At 67.4% G+C, this 16,076-nt stretch carries 16 protein-coding genes; 4 read left to right on the top strand and 12 right to left on the bottom strand.

What is annotated here, in order from left to right; genetic code table 11:
• The first annotated feature begins 96 nt into the window (after positions 1-96).
• The gene (locus U5809_RS16610; RefSeq protein ID WP_322087322.1) at positions 97-1,338 is read left to right on the top strand and encodes an FAD-binding oxidoreductase; all 1,242 of its coding nucleotides are present in this window, start codon (positions 97-99) and stop codon (positions 1,336-1,338) included.
• A gap of 23 nt (positions 1,339-1,361) precedes the next feature.
• On the opposite strand, the gene U5809_RS16605 is transcribed toward U5809_RS16610, so the two are convergent.
• From U5809_RS16605 to U5809_RS16565, 9 genes are all read right to left on the bottom strand, one after another.
• On the bottom strand, positions 1,362-2,129 hold the full coding sequence (locus U5809_RS16605; protein ID WP_322087321.1) for a FadR/GntR family transcriptional regulator: 768 nt from the start codon (positions 2,127-2,129) through the stop codon (positions 1,362-1,364).
• 68 nt (positions 2,130-2,197) lie between these two features.
• A complete protein-coding gene (locus U5809_RS16600) occupies positions 2,198-3,088 on the bottom strand; it encodes an amidohydrolase family protein (protein ID WP_322087320.1) in 891 nt (296 codons plus the stop codon).
• A gap of 64 nt (positions 3,089-3,152) precedes the next feature.
• Entirely contained in the window at positions 3,153-4,094 is a 942-nt protein-coding gene (locus tag U5809_RS16595) for an ABC transporter substrate-binding protein (RefSeq protein WP_059239325.1), read from the bottom strand.
• A gap of 77 nt (positions 4,095-4,171) precedes the next feature.
• Positions 4,172-5,209 carry an ABC transporter permease gene (locus tag U5809_RS16590; RefSeq protein WP_176048336.1) on the bottom strand — a complete coding sequence of 346 codons (1,038 nt, stop codon included), beginning with the start codon at positions 5,207-5,209 and terminating at the stop codon, positions 4,172-4,174.
• A 14-nt stretch (positions 5,210-5,223) separates the two neighbouring features.
• Positions 5,224-6,762, bottom strand: a complete 1,539-nt coding sequence (locus U5809_RS16585) for a sugar ABC transporter ATP-binding protein (protein WP_322087319.1) — start codon at positions 6,760-6,762, stop codon at positions 5,224-5,226.
• 12 nt (positions 6,763-6,774) lie between these two features.
• Entirely contained in the window at positions 6,775-7,551 is a 777-nt protein-coding gene (locus U5809_RS16580) for an SDR family oxidoreductase (RefSeq protein ID WP_322087318.1), read from the bottom strand.
• 43 nt (positions 7,552-7,594) lie between these two features.
• The gene (locus tag U5809_RS16575; RefSeq protein WP_309290886.1) at positions 7,595-8,872 is read right to left on the bottom strand and encodes an L-fuconate dehydratase; all 1,278 of its coding nucleotides are present in this window, start codon (positions 8,870-8,872) and stop codon (positions 7,595-7,597) included.
• Between the two features lie 23 nt (positions 8,873-8,895).
• Positions 8,896-9,738, bottom strand: a complete 843-nt coding sequence (locus tag U5809_RS16570; RefSeq protein WP_282508671.1) for an ureidoglycolate lyase — start codon at positions 9,736-9,738, stop codon at positions 8,896-8,898.
• Positions 9,739-9,781: 43 nt separating this feature from the next.
• Positions 9,782-10,546 (bottom strand): SDR family oxidoreductase, encoded by a 765-nt coding sequence (locus U5809_RS16565; RefSeq protein ID WP_176048341.1) that lies wholly within the window; start codon positions 10,544-10,546, stop codon positions 9,782-9,784.
• 666 nt (positions 10,547-11,212) lie between these two features.
• Here U5809_RS16565 and U5809_RS16560 point away from each other — a divergent pair.
• The 3 genes from U5809_RS16560 (at position 11,213) to U5809_RS16550 (ending at position 13,160) form a co-directional block, all read left to right on the top strand.
• On the top strand, positions 11,213-11,503 hold the full coding sequence (locus tag U5809_RS16560; protein WP_006484717.1) for a DUF3331 domain-containing protein: 291 nt from the start codon (positions 11,213-11,215) through the stop codon (positions 11,501-11,503).
• A gap of 155 nt (positions 11,504-11,658) precedes the next feature.
• On the top strand, positions 11,659-12,645 hold the full coding sequence (locus U5809_RS16555; RefSeq protein ID WP_322087317.1) for an oxidoreductase: 987 nt from the start codon (positions 11,659-11,661) through the stop codon (positions 12,643-12,645).
• A 215-nt stretch (positions 12,646-12,860) separates the two neighbouring features.
• Entirely contained in the window at positions 12,861-13,160 is a 300-nt protein-coding gene (locus tag U5809_RS16550) for a DUF4148 domain-containing protein (protein ID WP_176048343.1), read from the top strand.
• A gap of 192 nt (positions 13,161-13,352) precedes the next feature.
• Here U5809_RS16550 and U5809_RS16545 read toward each other — a convergent pair whose 3' ends face one another.
• The 3 genes from U5809_RS16545 to U5809_RS16535 are packed head-to-tail and all read right to left on the bottom strand — an operon-like array spanning position 13,353 to position 16,070.
• A complete protein-coding gene (locus U5809_RS16545; protein ID WP_322087316.1) occupies positions 13,353-14,552 on the bottom strand; it encodes a TauD/TfdA family dioxygenase in 1,200 nt (399 codons plus the stop codon).
• 22 nt (positions 14,553-14,574) lie between these two features.
• Positions 14,575-15,531 (bottom strand): alpha/beta hydrolase, encoded by a 957-nt coding sequence (locus U5809_RS16540; protein ID WP_322087315.1) that lies wholly within the window; start codon positions 15,529-15,531, stop codon positions 14,575-14,577.
• Positions 15,532-15,581: 50 nt separating this feature from the next.
• Positions 15,582-16,070 carry a thioesterase family protein gene (locus U5809_RS16535; protein WP_322087314.1) on the bottom strand — a complete coding sequence of 163 codons (489 nt, stop codon included), beginning with the start codon at positions 16,068-16,070 and terminating at the stop codon, positions 15,582-15,584.
• Positions 16,071-16,076 lie beyond the last annotated feature (6 nt).

The following is a 16,076-nucleotide window of genomic DNA, read 5'->3' as shown; positions in this document are numbered from 1 at the left end:
CGCCGCCGCGAGTATGCTTGCAGTTCGAACGATCTCCAACCAGGGCGCGCACACCGTATCACGGGCGAGCGCACCGCCAACCGTCAATCACCATCGATGGATTTCGACGTCATCGTTCTCGGCGCCGGCATCGTCGGCGTCTCGGCCGCGCTGCATCTGCAGGATCGCGGGCGCAAGGTCGCCCTCGTCGATCGCGGCGCACCCGGCGAAGGCACGAGCTTCGGCAACGCAGGGCTGATCGAGCGCTCGTCGGTCGAGCCGTATCCGTTCCCTCGCAGCCCGTTCACGCTGATGCGCTATGCGCTGAACCGCTCGACCGATCTCTACTGGCACAGCGCGTCGCTGCCCGCGTTCGCGCCGTGGCTCGCGCGGTTCTGGTGGGAATCGGCGCCGCTGCGCCATGCGGCCGCGTCGCGCGACATGCTGCCGCTGATCGAGCGCTGCATCGTCGAGCACGACGCGCTGATCGCACGGGCCGGCGCCGGCGAGCTGATCCGTGCGAACGGCTGGCTCGAAGCGTTCCGCACGCCCGCCGCATTCGAACGCGGCGTGGCCGAGGCCGGCCTCACCGCGCGCCGCCACGGGCTCGGCATCACGCCGCTCGACGCGGCCGCACTGCTCGCGCACGAACCGAGCCTCGCGCCGGGCTTCTGCGGCGCGCTGCACTGGCTCGACCCGAAAAGCGTCGTCGATCCGTCCGCGCTCGTCAAAGCGTATGCGCAGTTGTTCGTGCAAGGCGGTGGCACGCTCCTGACAGGCGACGCCGCGAGCCTCGACGCGCTGTCGCCCGGCTGGCAGGTTCACACGCAGGACGGCCCGGCCGCCGCACCGGCCATCGTCGTCGCGCTCGGCCCGTGGTCCGACACCGTCTTCGGCAAGTTCGGCTACAAGATCCCGCTGCGCGAGAAACGCGGCTATCACATGCACTACGCGCCGTCCGCGCGCGGCGTGCCGTCGGCGCCGATCGTCGATCGGGAATACGGTTACGTGATCGCGCCGATGCGGCGCGGGCTGCGGCTGACGACGGGTGTCGAGATCGCGCGGCGCCGCGTGCCGCCAACCGGCGTACAGCTTGAACGCGCGGAACGCGTCGCACGGCCCGTGTTCGGGTTCGGCGAACGGCTCGACCCGCAGCCGTGGCTCGGCTTCCGGCCGTGCACGCCGGACATGCGACCGGTGATCGGCCCCGCACCCGCCCATCGCGGGCTGTGGTTCGCGTTCGGGCACAACCACCACGGACTCACGCTCGGCCCCGTGACCGGCCGGCTGCTGGCCGAGATGATGACGGGCGAAGCGCCGTTCACCGATCCGGCGCCGTATCGCGCGGACCGGTTCTGAGCGGATAGCGCGTCAACGCGCGCTCAGTCGAGCGCGCGGCCGAAAATCCGGATGACTTCGTCGAGATGCTCGGCCATCGCACGGCGCGCGGCTTCGGGATCACGTGCACGGATTGCATCGAGGATCGCGCGGTGTTCCAGTTCCGACCGGTGCGGCATGTCGTTCGGCATGTACAGCGACTGCAGCCGCTGGAACATCAGGTCGTACTTGTGCGCGAGCAGCTGCTTGATCATCAGCGCATACGCGGCGTTGTCGCTCGCTTCCGCGATACGGATATGGAACAGCCGGTCGCCCGGGTGCGTGAGCGAGCCGCTGCGGTTGTCTTCCTGGTTGCGCAGGAACGCTTCGTGAATCCCTTCGATCTGCGCGTCGGAGCCGTGCCGTGCCGCAAGCGCCGCGGCTTCCGGCTCGATCAGCCGGCGCGCCTGCAACAGGGCGAACGGCGGGATTTCGGTGTCGAGGTCGAGCGCGATGCCGAGTTCGGGATCGATCTCGACGATCGAGAACGGCGCGACTTTCGCAACGGGTTCGGGTGCAGGCTCGGGCACTGCAGCTGCTTCGGGATGGCGCACCTTCACGCCGTCGCCGACGCGCACGCTGACGAGCCCGCTCACTTCGAGCGCGATCAGCGCCTCGCGCACCGACGTGCGCGACACGCCGAACTGTTCGGCCAGTTCGCGCTCGGGCGGCAAATAGCTGCCCGGCGGAAAATCGCCGGACTCGATCATCGCACTGAGCTTGTCGGCGATCTGCTGGTAGAGGCGGCGGTTCTGAATCGGCTGGATGGACATACGTTGACGCTGGTAATCGGTTTCGTTCCGGACGGTCTGACGAATCGAACAGACCGTTCGCGCCTATTTTATATGCCGCGCTTCACATCGCCCGGCACCGCGTAGCAACGCGCGGCCGTGCCGCCCCACAACGCGCCGCGCTCGGCCGCCGACAGCCGCGATTCGGCCCAGCGCTCCACGAGCGACGTCACTTCGTCATACGACGCCGCCAGCAGGCACACGGGCCAGTCCGACCCGAACATCAGCCGCTGCGGCCCGAATGCGTCGAGCGCCGCATCGAGGCACTGTTCGATGTGCCGGATGTCCTGCGCGCGCAGGCCACGCCGCCAGTCGGCCTCGGTCACGAGCCCCGACAGCTTGCACGCGACATGCGGCAGCGCACCCAGCTCGCGCAGCGACGCGCGCCAGCGCGCGAGCGCCGTGTCGTCGCGCCCGAACTCGGCGAGCGCGGGCTTGCCGACATGATCGAGCACGAGCCAGTGCGCATCGTGCGTCGCGCAGAACACGCGCACCTCAGGCAGTTGCCGTTCGAACACGAGCACGTCGTACACGTAGCCGTTCGCCTGCAGCCAGGCGACGCCGCGATTGAAACCGGGATCCGCGACGAACGCGGCCACGTCGGCCTCGTCCTGCACCTGATGACGAAAGCCGCGCAGCTTCGGGCTGCCCCACTCGGCGACACGATCGGCAAGCGCCGGCGCACCGAGATCCTCCCAGCCGACCACCGCCGCGATACGTGCGTCGTCGCGTGCGAGATCGAGCAGGAACGCCGTCTCGTCGCGCCCGGCGCGCGCCTGCACCGCGATCGACGCGCCGAGCGCCTGCGCATGCATCTGCGGCCACAGCGCGTCGGGCAGGTAGTCGCGCGCGAGCACCTCCATCCCGGGGCCGATCCACGGATAGTCGGCCGCGCGATAACGCCAGAAGTGCTGATGGGAATCGATACGCACTGCGCCCATGGTGCCCTCGTGTTCAGTTGCCTCGGCGGCGGCGCGCGTCATCACCGCCGCTCATGCGCAACGTTCAGTCGTACAACACCGCCGCGATCTTCGGATCGTCGATATTGGTCTTGTCGTACCAGTAGAAACCGGTATCGATGACCTTCGGCAGCTTCTCGCCCTTGGTCGCCTTCACGGCCGCCTCGACGGTCTTGTAGCCGATCCCGATCGGGTTCTGCGTGATCGCGCCGGCCATCAGCCCGCTGCGGATCGCGTCCTTCTGCTGCTTGCCCGAATCGTAGCCGACGATCACGACCTTGCGTTTCATTTCGCGCACGCCGTTGACCACGCCGATCGCCGAGCCTTCGTTGGTGCCGAACAGCCCCTTGAGTTTCGGATACGCCTGCAGGATCGACTTCGTCACCTCGGTCGACTTCAGCTGATCGCCTTCGCCGTACTGCACGGTCACGACCTGCACCTTCGGGTGCGCCGACTTCATCCGCTCGAGGAAGCCGTCGCGGCGGTCGATGCCGGTGCGGCTCGTCTGGTCGTGCGCGACCACCGCCACCTCGCCTTCGTCGCCGATCAGCGCGGCAAGCTTGTCGGCCGCGAGCGCCGCGGCGGCCTTGTTGTTGGTCGCGGCCGTCGTCACGGGGATGTCGCTGTCGACGCCCGAGTCGAACGCGATCACCGGGATCTTCTCGGCCTGCGCCTTCTTCAGGAGCGGCAGCGCGGCCTTGCTGTCGAGCGCCGCGAAGCCGAGCGCGGCCGGCTTCTTCGCGATCGCGGCCGACAGCATGTCGATCTGCTTGTCGACCATCGCCTCGGTTTCGGGCCCTTCGAACGTCACCTTCACCTTGTAGTCCTTCGCGGCCTGCATCGCGCCCGATTTCACGGCCTGCCAGAACTGATGCTGGAAGCCTTTCGAGATCAGCGGGATATAGGCTTCCTGCGCCTGCGCGCCGGCCGTGACGCCGACGGCGAACGTCAGCCCGACGATCGCGTTCAACACCTTGCTCCTGATCACTTCGCGTCTCCTTGGTTGGACTCTTCTGGATGCCGGCCGGGCCGGCGGTGAAGCGGATGCCTGCGTGCAGGCGCGCGTCAGCGGCGACGCCGGCGCAGGATGTCGACGTACACGGCGAGGATGATGATTACGCCCGTCACGACCGTCTGCCATTCCTGCGCGACCGACATGATGCGCAGGCCGTTGGTCAGCACGCTCATGATGAACGCGCCGATGATGGTGCCGACGATGCTGCCCGCGCCGCCCGACAGCGACGTGCCGCCGATCACGACGGCCGCGATCGCGTCGAGCTCGTAGCCCTGGCCGAGCGCCGGCTGCGCGGAATTCAGCCGCGACGCGATCAGCAGGCCGGCAATCCCGCACACCGCGCCGCTGAACGTGTAGACGGCGATCTTCCACGCGTCGACGTTCACGCCGGACAGCCGCAGCGCCTCCTCGTTGCTGCCGAGCGCGAACGTGTAGCGGCCGAAGATCGTCCGGTTCAACACGATCGATGCGCCGATCGCGACGAGGAACAGGATCAGCACCGCGTTCGGAATCGGCAGCGCGGGAATCAGGTTGCCGATCAGCGAATCCTGCGCGATCGCCGTGAAGCCCGGCGTGTCGTTGAAGTAGATCGGCCGCGTGCCGGAGATCACGAGCGACAGCCCCTTGAGCAGCATCATCATGCCGAGCGTCGCGATGAACGGCGGCACCTTCATCTTCGCGATCACGAAGCCCGACACGCAGCCCGACAACGCACCGAACAGCAGCGCGGCCAGGATCCCGAGCGGCAGCGGCATGCCCCACTTGGTCAGCACGACGCCGGCCATCACCGCGCAGAATGTCATCAGCGTGCCGACCGACAGGTCGATGCCCGACGTGATGATCACGTACGTACACGCGACGGCCAGCACGCCGTTCACGGCGGTGGCCTGCAGGATCGTGACGAGGTTGTCGACTTCGAGGAAGTTCGGCGACGCGAAGCTGAAGAACACGATCAGCAGCACGAGGCTCGCGAACGCGAGCAGCTTCTGCCGTGCCGCCGGATTGAAGAAGCGCGACTTCAGGCTCGATGCGGCGGCCGGCGTATCGCCGGAAGCGAGGGGCGGAACGGGATGCGTATCGTTGGACATGGTAGGCGTCTGAATCAGGACAACACGGTCGACTCGCGCTGCGTCGCGAGCTGCATGATCTTTTCCTGCGAGGCGTCGGCCGCGCGCAATTCGCCGGTCACGCGGCCTTCGCACATCACGAGAATCCGGTGGCTCATGCGCAGCACCTCGGGCAGTTCCGACGAGATCATCACGATCGCCTTGCCGTCCGCGGCCAGCGCGTCGAGCAGCTTGTAGATCTCGCTTTTCGCGCCGACGTCGATGCCGCGCGTCGGTTCGTCGAAGAACAGGATGTCGCAGTCGCGCAGCAGCCACTTCGCGATCACGATCTTCTGCTGGTTGCCGCCCGACAAAAGGCGCGCGGGCTGCGCGACCGACGGCGTGCGGATCGCGAGTTGCCGCACGTACGCCTGCGCGGTATCGCGCATCTCGCGCGCATCGAGGAACACGCCACGGCGCACGAAGCGACGCATGCTCGACAGGGCAATGTTGTTCTGCACGTCCATCCCGACCGCGAGCCCGAAGTGCTTGCGATCCTCGGACAGGTAGCCGATCCCGTGCCTCACTGCGTCGGCCGGCGTGCGGATCGTCACGGTCTTGCCGTGCACGCGGATTTCACCGGCATCGACCGGGTCCGCGCCGAACACCGCGCGCGCAACCTCGGTGCGGCCCGCGCCCATCAGCCCCGCGAAGCCGAGGATCTCGCCGCGCCGCAACGTGAAACCGACCTCGCGGATCGCACGGCCGCGCGACAGCCCGCGCACTTCGAGCGCGATATCGTTCGACGACGTATCGGGCGGCGTGCGGGATTCCGACTCGAGCTGGCGGCCGACCATCATCGAAATGATCGTATCCATCGAGGTGCCGGCCATCGGCACGGTCGCGACGTACTTGCCGTCACGCATCACGGTCACGCGATCCGCGATCTGGCGCAGCTCGTCCATCTTGTGCGAGATGTAGACGATGCCGACGCCGTTCGCGCGCAGGTCGCGGATGATGCGGAACAGCTCGCCGATCTCCGCGTTGTTGAGCGCGGCGGTCGGCTCGTCCATGATCAGCACGCGCGAGTCGAACGACAGCGCCTTCGCGATCTCGACCATCTGCTGCTTCGCGACCGTCAGCCGGCCGACCTGCGTGCGCGGATCGAGATCGAGCCGCATCCGCCGGAAGATCGCGGCCGCATCGCGGTTGAGTTTCTCTTCGTCGACGAATACGCCGAGGCGGCCGCGAGGCTCTCGGCCGATGAAGATGTTCTGCGCGACGCTCAGGTGGTTCATCAGGTTCAGTTCCTGATGGATGATGCCGATCCCGAGCGCCTGCGCGGCGCGCGGATCGGCGATCTCGACCGCGCGGCCGTCCATCCGGATCTCGCCGTCGTCGCGCTGGTACACGCCCGCGAGGATCTTCATCAGCGTCGACTTGCCGGCGCCGTTCTCGCCCATCAGCGCATGCACCTCGCCGGCGCGCAGGTCGAAGCGGCAGTCGTCGAGCGCCTGCACACCGGGGAAGCGCTTGCCGATACCGGTCAACGCAATCAGCGGCGGCGTGGTGTTGGGGTTCAGGTCGGGTTGCATGAATCGCGGCCCTCAGCTGATCGCACGGTCGAGATGCGTGTAGCCGCCGTCGACGAACAGCCACTGGCCCGTCGTGTGCGACGCGCGTTCCGACAGCAGGAACACGGTCGTATCGGCGATTTCGTCGGCCGTCGTGAAGCGCTGGCCGAGCGGCACCTTGCCCGCGATGCCGGCGAGCTTCGCGTCGGGATCGTCGAAGCCCGCCAACCAGTTCCGGTACAGCGGCGTCATCACTTCGGCCGGGATCACCGCGTTCACGCGCACGCCGTCGTCGCGCAACGCGACGGCCCATTCGCGTGTCAGCGCGAGCTGCGCGCCCTTCGACGCGCAATAGCCGCTCGTGTTGCCCTGCCCGGTCACGGCCGTCTTCGACGAGATGTTGACGATCGCGCCGCGTGCCGCCTTCAGGTGCGGCACGCAGTAGTGCGCCATCACGTAGTAGTGAACGAGATTGCGCTCGAGCGACGCGACGAACGCGTCGCGCCCCGCATCGAGCCCGATGCTGTCGTTGATGCCCGCGTTGTTGACGAGGCCGTCGAGATGACCGAAACACTGGATGGTCTGCGCGACCGCATCGCGGCACTGCGTGTCGTCCTGCAATTCGACGGACACGCACGTGGCGCTCGGCTGCTTCTGCACGAGTGCGCGCCAGAATGCATCGTCTGGCGCGTGCCGCGCGAACACCACCGGAATCGCGCCTTCTTCGGCCAGCCGCATCGAGATCGCGGCGCCGATGCCCGATGCGCCGCCGGTCACGATCACGACCTTGTCTTGCAGATTCAAATCCACTTCGCGTCTCCGTCGTTCATGTTGTCGGCACGCCCACCCTGCTTCAGCCGCGGAACCGGTACTGCTCCAGCGATTCGGGTTTCATCTCGATCGAGAAGCCGGGCGCCGTCGGCGGCATGTACGCCGCGCCGCGCACGACGCACGGTTCGACGAAATGCTCGTGCAGGTGATCGACGTATTCGGTCACGCGCCCTTCCTTCGTGCCGGAAATGCACACGTAGTCGATCATCGACAGGTGCTGCACGTACTCGCACAGGCCGACGCCGCCCGCATGCGGACATACGGGCAGCCCGTACTTCGCGGCCATCAGCATCACCGCGAGAATCTCGTTCACGCCGCCCAGCCGGCACGCGTCGATCTGCACGACGTCGATCGCGCCGCGTGCGATGAACTGCTTGAACAGCACGCGGTTCTGGCACATCTCGCCGGTCGCGACCTGCACGGGCGCGATCGCCTTGCGAATCTTGCGATGCCCTTCGACGTCGTCGGGGCTCGTCGGCTCCTCGATGAACCACGGCCGCGCGAACGCGAGCTCGCGCACCCAGTCGATCGCCTCGTCGACTTCCCACACCTGGTTCGCGTCGATCATCAGCTTGCGATCGGGGCCGATCACTTCGCGCGCGATCGTCACGCGGCGGATATCGTCCTCGAGGTTCGCGCCGACCTTCAGCTTCACGTAGTCGAAACCGGCGTCCACTGCCTCGCGGCACAGCCGGCGCAGCTTGTCGTCGCTGTAGCCGAGCCAGCCGGCCGACGTCGTGTAGCACGGGTAGCCGTCGCGCTCAAGCGCCGCGATCCGCGTGGCCTTGCCAGGCGCCTGCCGGCGCAGCAGCTCGAGCGCTTCGTCCGGCGTCAGGCAGTCGGTCAGGTAGCGGAAGTCGATCGCGCGTACCAGTTCCTCGGGGCTCATGTCGGCGACGAGCCGCCACAGCGGCTTGCCGACGGCCTTCGCCCACAGATCCCACACCGCGTTGACGACGGCGCCCGTCGCCAGGTGGATCGCGCCCTTGTCGGGGCCGATCCAGCGCAACTGGCTGTCCGACGTCACGTGCCGCCAGAAGCGGCCCATGTCCTCGCGGATCCAGTCGAGGTCGAGGCCGACGACAAGGTGACGCATCGCGTCGATCGCCGCGCAGCAGATTTCGTTGCCGCGCCCGATGGTGAACGTGAGCCCGTGACCCTCGAGCCCGTCGCGGTCGGTTTCGAGCACGACGTAGGCCGCCGAATAATCGGGGTCCGGATTCATCGCATCGGAGCCGTCGAGCTGGCGCGAGGTCGGGAAGCGCACGTCGAGGACGCGCATCGATCGAATGATAGGCATGACGAACCGTCCGTTAAAGGAAATCAGGCTTGCACGGTGCGCTGGCGTTGCTCGCCGAGCCCGTCGATACCGAGCGTGATCACCTGTCCGGCACGCAGGTAGACGGGTGGCTTCTGCCCGAGGCCGACACCCGGCGGCGTGCCGGTCGAGATCACGTCGCCCGGCTGCAGGCTCATGAAGCGGCTCAGATAGCTGATCAGGTGTGGCACGCGAAACACCATCGTCGCGGTCGTGCCGTTCTGGTAGCGGTGGCCGTCGACGTCGAGCCACAGCCGCAGCGCGTGCGGATCGGGTACTTCATCGGCCGTCACGAGCCACGGGCCGAGCGGGCCGAACGTGTCGTTGCCCTTGCCCTTGTCCCACGTGCCGCCACGTTCGAGCTGGAATTCGCGCTCCGACACGTCGTTGACGACGCAGTAGCCGGCGACGTGCGACAGCGCATCGGCTTCCGCGATATAACGACCGCCCTGGCCGATCACCACGCCGAGCTCGACTTCCCAGTCGGTCTTCTCCGAGCCGCGCGGAATCTCGACGTCGTCGTTCGGGCCCGAGATCGCGCTCGTCCACTTGCCGAATACGACGGGCTCCTTCGGCACCTCCATCCCCGATTCGGCCGCGTGGTCGGAATAGTTGAGCCCGATGCAGATGAACTTGCCGACGCGGCCGACGCAGGCGCCGAGCCGCGGTGTGCCTTCGACGAGCGGCAGCGACGACGGCGGAATGTCGCGCAGCCGCGCGAGCGACGCGGGCGTCAGCGCGTCGCCGGCGATGTCGTCGATCACGCCGGACAGGTCGCGAAGCTGGCCCTGCGCATCGAGCAGGCCCGGTTTTTCATGGTGTTTGTCGCCAAATCTGAGCAATTTCATAGCGTTGTCCGAACGGAAACGGAAAGTGAATGGGCAGGCGCGGTCAGTTTGACCAGCCGCCGTCGATCAGGTGGATCGCGCCGGTCGTGAACGACGCTTCGTCGGAGGCCAGGTACAGCGCGAGCGCGGCCACTTCGTCCGCGCTGCCGATGCGGCCGATCGGCTGGCGCGCGACGAACGCCTGGCGTACCTCGTCGGCCGACACATGGCGCGTGCGCGCCTGGTCCGCGATCCGCTGCTCCAGCGACGGCGATTCGATCGTGCCCGGACAGATCGCGTTGCAGCGGATGCCGCGCTCGACGAAATCGGCGGCGACCGCCTTGGTCAGCCCGATCACGGCCGCCTTGGTCGTGCCGTAGACGAAACGGTTCGGCACGCCCTTCACGCTCGACGCGGCCGACGCCATGTTGATGATCGACGCGCCGCCGGCTTCGAGCATCGCGGGCAGCAGCGCGCGGATCAGCCGGTACATCGACGTGACGTTCAGGTTCATCGAGAACGCCCACGCGTCGTCGTCGCAGTCGAGGATCGAGCCGTGGTGCACATAGCCCGCGCAGTTGAACAGCACGTCGAAGGCGCGTTCGCCCGCGGCGAGCGCCGCGACGTCGCCTGCATCGGTGACGTCGAGCCGCCGCGTGGTCAGCCGGCCGCCCGCGCGTTCTGCGTCGGCCTCGAGCCGCACGAGCGCGGCTTCATTGATGTCGGTCGCCAGCACATCGGCGCCCTCGCTCGCGAACCGCAGCGCGGTCGCGCGGCCAATGCCCTGCCCGGCCGCCGTCACCAGCGCGCGTTTGCCCTGCAATCTCATGAGCACGTCTCCCGAAAAAGCCGGCCATCCATCGGCCGATTGGCACAAAGGACTAAAGGTCCAACCAATCATAGGAAGGGATCGCGCGTTTGTCACGAAATCAGGATTCAGTATTTACCCGGGTGGGGAAATCGGGCCGGCGGAGAAAAATCCGCTGCTCGACGGGCACGGGAAGGATGCGCCGGGGGCTGCGCGAACCCAATACTGGCGGGCCTCCCGGCCGGGTTGACGCGTTCGCGCGACGCGGCATCGACGCCAAACTGACAAAAAAGTCATGTTCACGTCAGGGTCTCAACGGGATGGGCGCGCGATCATGGCGTTGCCGGACCGCGCTTTTCAACCATCGCCTCTCCGCCCGCTTTCGGTCCCTGCGGGCACCTCCGTCCCCCGGCGATGGACTCCGTGACTGGGCGAGCAGACACGGTGCGCGGGCCGATTTTCCGCCCCGGACTTCCCGTCCGGGGCGTTTTTGTCCGTGGTTTCCAAGAAAATAAGCTTGGATTGTTTCTAAATCGGCAAAAGGTAATTTGAGCCAGACAGGATGTTTTTTCCGGTCACAGACGCTTACATTTAGCGCACCACTCATGGAAACCGCTACGGATTCGCCATCGGGTAGTGACATCCACTGCCACGGCCGAAACCGCACGAGCTTTAGGAAACGGCAAAATGAAGGCCTCCAAATCCCTGCCTGCGCTCGATCCCGCCGACGTCCACGTCGAAATTCTCGAACGTTCCGATACGCTGCTCGTCGTCCGCTGGGTCGAGCCCGGCCGCTGTCACTACGGTGAACAGCGCTGGCGCCGCCGCTTCGCGCAACGCACCGGCACCTGCGCGCTGTCGCGCCAGGTCATCCACCGCGGCGACGAAGTGTTCCGCCCGGCCGAACGCCCGGCGCCCGCGAATGCAGCCGCGATGATCTCCGCCGCCGAGGTGCTCGCGCTGGCCGGAAGCAGGTAAAACCTGCCGGTCGAGCGCCAGGGCGCACTGCGCCCGCCCTAGAAGCACCGGTCTAATTCCCCCGCTTGTCTGTCACGTCCGCCCGCACTATCGTTACACCACGCAATGTAACGATTACGTGTCGCGGCCGCTCGGCCGTGCCGATGGAGACAGACATGCATGCATGGAGTGCGCGCCACGTCCCGGCGCAGGGCGGCAAGGTCGCGGTCGTGACCGGCGCCAACAGCGGTCTCGGCTGGCAGCTCGCGGAAACGCTGGCCGCGAAAGGCGCGACGGTCGTGATGGGCTGCCGCGACGCCGTGCGCGCCACCCAGGCGGCCGATGCCATCCGCCAACTCCACCCCGATGCTCGTGTCGAAGTCGATCCGCTCGACCTCGCCGATCTCGCGTCGATCGAACGCTTTGCAGGCACCATCGCCGAACGCCACGGCCGCGTCGACATCCTCTGCAACAACGCCGGCGTGATGTTCCTGCCGCTGCGCCACACGCGCGACGGCTTCGAGATGCAGTTCGGCACCAACCACCTCGGCCATTTCGCGCTGACCGGCCATCTGCTGCCCGCGTTGCGCGCCGCACGGCGGGCGCGCGTCGTGACGATGTCGAGCGGCTTCAACCGCGGCGGCCAGATTCGCGTCGACGACCTGCGCGGCGAGCGCCGCTACAACCGTTATCTCGCCTATTGCGACAGCAAGCTCGCGAACCTCGTGTTCGCGATCGAGCTGCAGCGCCGTTTCGAGCGCGCCGCGTTCGCGGGAATCAGCGTGGCCGCGCACCCCGGCTACGCGGCGACCAACCTGCAGTTCGCGGGCCCAGCGATGGACAGCTCGCCCGCGCGCGCCGCGTTGATGCGTGCGGCGAACCGCTATCTGGCGCAGCCGGCCGACCAGGGTGCGCTGCCCGCGATTCATGCGGCAACGTCAGCCGATCTCGCCGGTGGTGCGTACATCGGGCCATCCGGCTGGTTCGAGTCGCGCGGGCTGCCGGCGCCCGCGAGCGTGCCGCGCTCGGCGCGCGACGTGGCCTCGGCGGCGCTGCTGTGGGAGGCGTCGGAAGCCGCGACGGGCGTGCGCTTCCTCAGTTCGGGCGCGCCCGCCGGACGCGCGCCGGGCCGGCCGTTCGACACGGCGGCCGAAGCACGCTGAACCGCGCGCCGCCGCCCGCAATATTCTTCATACTTATTGCACAGACCGAAAAGAAAGCCCGTTGAAAGACTGATTCGCCGCGCCACTGTTACCGCGCAGGAAACAATCTATCGTCAAATTCAGCGTTTACCCTGAACCCTCCGGTGACTAAGATTTGATCAATCGCTTAAGACATGGCGTCGAGAGCGAACTCAATAAAACACCCGGAGGTCACCATGAAATCGCTCGTTTCCGCAGTTGTTGCCGCTGTCGCCCTGTCCGCTTCGTTCGGCGCATTCGCTCAAAGCACCGTGACCCGCGCTCAAGTGCGCGGCGAACTGGTCCAGCTCGAACAAGCCGGCTACAAGCCGGGCGTGTCGAGCCCGTACTACCCGAACGACATCCAGAGCGCCGAAGCACGTGTTCATGGTGCCGACACCAGCGGCTACGGCGCACAACCGGCTCCGCTCGTCCACTCGGGCGCCCCGGCAGCCGCATCGTCGAACGCACGCGACTCGATCTTCTTCGGCCAGTAAGCCGATGTGCCCTCGGCGGGCGCCGCGCATCGCGCGATGAAGCAACGCAGTCAGGACGAGCCCCTTCGCGGGGCTCGTCTTTTTTGTGAAACGCATACCTCCGCCGCCCGGCAGCGGGTGGCTTCGCCCGGGCGCTGTGCGTCCGGGTGCTTTTTCCTGGTCGGGTATGCGTGATGAAGCCGGGTGCGCCGATCAGCGCGCCGCGGCCGTGGCAGGCGCCGATCGCGACAGCACGCGCCAGCGCGACAGCAATTCGTCGCGGTCGACGTAACAGCCCTGCAGGTGCCGGCGGCCGGTCGACGGATCGAACTCGGTACGCGCATGCAGCACGCGCCGGTTGTCGAACGCCCACATGTCGCCCGCCCGCAGCCGGCGGTGTACACGCAAGCGCGGCTCGCGCGCGAGCGCGAGGAACCGCCGGTATGCGCGATAGACGGCCGCGACCGAGCCGGCCGGCGCATCGAGCGGCCCGCGCAGGAAGTTCGCGACGCGCACTTCCGTGACGTTGCCGCGCGCATCGAGCCCGATCACCGGCGCCGAACAGCGGTAGTCGCTGTTCGCACTCTTGTTCCAGAACTCGAACGGCGTCGTCGCCAATTGTTCGAAATCGGCCGGATGCTCGCGCCGCAGCGCATCGGCAAGTGCAAAGCCGTCGAGAAAGATGCTGTCGCCGCCCGTCGCTTCGTTGGCCAGGCAATGCAGGAACTGCACGCCCGGCTGCAACTCGCGTGTCGGCAGGTCGGTATGCGGCGGCAGGTTCAGCGACGTATACGCATTGCTGTCCGGGCGCGGTTTCGATTCGACGTCGAACAGCACACCGAAATTGCTTTCGCGGATCAGGCCGATGCGGCGCGCAATCTCGTCGACGCGGCCGCGCTCGGCCGGCACGCCTTCGACGAGCGTCAGCCCCGTGCGCTGCAGCGCGGCGAGCCAGGCGAGCAGCGCACCGTCGTCCTCCATCACATCGCGCCACGCGAATACGCCGATCGCCGTTGCATCGTCGCCGGCCCATACGTGCCGCCCGTGCGCGGCCAGACGCTCCGCCCGCGACGCATCGTCGTACGCATGCGCCCGCAACCAGCCCGGCGACCACGCGCTGCGATGCCCGTCGTTCCACTCGACATGCAGCGCACCGTCGGTTTCGACCTGCACGGTGAGCGCCGACAGATCCTCGCGCGCATCGGCAATCTCGAACACTTGCTCGCGCGTGAGCGCATGCACGCACGCGGAACACGAGCAGTTGTCGCGCAGCCAGTCGAAATGGAACGGCGATCGTCGCGCGTCGCTCCACTCGACGTCCACCGCGCCATCGCCGATCGTCGCCGCCGCGATGGCCGCGTCGGCCGAAATCGTCCGCCAGTCCTCGATACGGTGTTGCACTGCTGCCTGCATCGTTGCCTCCCGGAAACGCCCGCTACGCGTGTGGTGCGAGCAAAAAACCGCCGACCATCCGATGCATGCGTGCGGCCTGCGGGCTCGTCCCGAGCGCGCGCCAGCAGCCGTGCACCAGTCCTTCTCCCATCCAGCCATGCGCGCCCCCGCCGGCCGCGCGAATTCGTTCGACGTACACGCGTGCGTCGTCGCGCAGCGGATCGTGTTCCGCACCGATCGCGAGCACCGGCGGCAAGCCGTCGAAATGCAGCGCTTCCAGCGGCGCCGACGCGCGCAACAGCGGGTTGTCGTTCATCAGCACGTCCGACAAGTCGCCATCCCAGTACAGTTCGCGATAGCGGTGAACGTCGTCGAGCGTCAGCATCGGCGCGTGCGCTTCCGTTTCGCGGGCGGGCGATTGCGGTTCGAAGCCGAGCATCGGATAGACGAGTGCGATGCCGTCGACGTTGCGTTCGCCCGCATCGCGCAGCGCGGTGGCCACTGCCGCCGCGAGCATCCCGCCCGCGCTGTCTCCCGCGAGCGTCAACGGGTGCACGCACGGCCCGAACGGCCAGCGTGCGTCGCGTGCGGCACGCGTGACTTCCAGGCAATCTTCGAGCGCGGCCGGCGCGCGGTGTTCGGGCGCCAGACGATAGTCGACTGCGATCACGTCGAGCCCCGTGTCGGCCGCCAGTTGCGCCGTGATCAGTGCATGACTGTCGAGCGAGCCGACGACGAAGCCGCCGCCATGAAAAAACAGCACCGTCCCGCGCGATGTGCGGTGCGCGGACGTGTAGCGTCGCAGCGCGATCGCGCGCCCGTCCGGCGCGTGCCACACGGCGTCCTGCTGCTCGATGCCGGCCGGCAGCGCGGCCGGCGTCCATTCGGCCGCGAAGCGGTCGTAGAGGCGGCGCTGCTCGCCGGGCGAGCGCGCCGCCGCATCGGCCGGATACCACGCGTCGACGGCTGCGACGAACGCTGCGATTTCCGGTTCGAGCATCGTGCGCGCTCCGCAGTCAAAATTTGAAGGGCAAAGTGTATGGATCGCCGCTAGCGGCGCGGCGGCAAGCCGATCACGCGGCCCGCATACGCAGGCGCCGCGCAATCGCGCTGCAACGCATGCAGCTCCGCCACACGCGCGGCCACGTCTTCGTCGAACGGCGCCGATTTCGCACCGTCGCGCGTATCGACGTGCAGCAGCATCTGCTCGCTCGCCGATACCGCGTCGTCATGCCCTTGCGCGAACAGTTCGAGATACAGGTGCAGCCGCTTTGCGTCGTGCGCGAGCACGCGCGCATCGACGCGCACCTGCGTGCCTTCCTTGATCTCGTGCAGGTAGTTCACGTGCGCTTCGAGCGTGTAGACCGAACGCCCCCGCTCGCGACGCGCGGCGTCGTCGAGCCCGATGCGATCGAGCAATGCATCGGTCGCGAAGCTGAAGATCAGCAGGTAGAACGCATCGCGCAGGTGGCCGTTGTAGTCGACCCATTCGGGCCGCACCACGTCGCGGTAAATCGTCAGCGGGGTATCGCCGGTCATCGCCTG

Source organism: Burkholderia sp. BCC1999 (assembly GCF_905339975.1).
In the GTDB taxonomy this organism is placed as follows: domain Bacteria; phylum Pseudomonadota; class Gammaproteobacteria; order Burkholderiales; family Burkholderiaceae; genus Burkholderia.
The sequence above is the reverse complement of the archived record's forward strand: the minus strand, read 5'-3'. Positions and strand labels throughout refer to the sequence as shown.

Coding starts and splice junctions, on each gene's coding strand:
- U5809_RS16600 (WP_322087320.1), bottom strand. CDS start 3,088: ATGGGCGCAGTGCGTATCGATTCCCATCAGCACTTCTGGCGTTATCGC.
- U5809_RS16565 (WP_176048341.1), bottom strand. CDS start 10,546: ATGAGATTGCAGGGCAAACGCGCGCTGGTGACGGCGGCCGGGCAGGGC.
- U5809_RS16585 (WP_322087319.1), bottom strand. CDS start 6,762: ATGCAACCCGACCTGAACCCCAACACCACGCCGCCGCTGATTGCGTTG.
- U5809_RS16575 (WP_309290886.1), bottom strand. CDS start 8,872: ATGCCTATCATTCGATCGATGCGCGTCCTCGACGTGCGCTTCCCGACC.
- U5809_RS16545 (WP_322087316.1), bottom strand. CDS start 14,552: ATGCAGGCAGCAGTGCAACACCGTATCGAGGACTGGCGGACGATTTCG.
- U5809_RS16540 (WP_322087315.1), bottom strand. CDS start 15,531: ATGCTCGAACCGGAAATCGCAGCGTTCGTCGCAGCCGTCGACGCGTGG.
- U5809_RS16610 (WP_322087322.1), top strand. CDS start 97: ATGGATTTCGACGTCATCGTTCTCGGCGCCGGCATCGTCGGCGTCTCG.
- U5809_RS16560 (WP_006484717.1), top strand. CDS start 11,213: ATGAAGGCCTCCAAATCCCTGCCTGCGCTCGATCCCGCCGACGTCCAC.
- U5809_RS16570 (WP_282508671.1), bottom strand. CDS start 9,738: ATGAAATTGCTCAGATTTGGCGACAAACACCATGAAAAACCGGGCCTG.
- U5809_RS16605 (WP_322087321.1), bottom strand. CDS start 2,129: ATGTCCATCCAGCCGATTCAGAACCGCCGCCTCTACCAGCAGATCGCC.
- U5809_RS16590 (WP_176048336.1), bottom strand. CDS start 5,209: ATGTCCAACGATACGCATCCCGTTCCGCCCCTCGCTTCCGGCGATACG.
- U5809_RS16535 (WP_322087314.1), bottom strand. CDS start 16,070: ATGACCGGCGATACCCCGCTGACGATTTACCGCGACGTGGTGCGGCCC.
- U5809_RS16550 (WP_176048343.1), top strand. CDS start 12,861: ATGAAATCGCTCGTTTCCGCAGTTGTTGCCGCTGTCGCCCTGTCCGCT.
- U5809_RS16555 (WP_322087317.1), top strand. CDS start 11,659: ATGCATGCATGGAGTGCGCGCCACGTCCCGGCGCAGGGCGGCAAGGTC.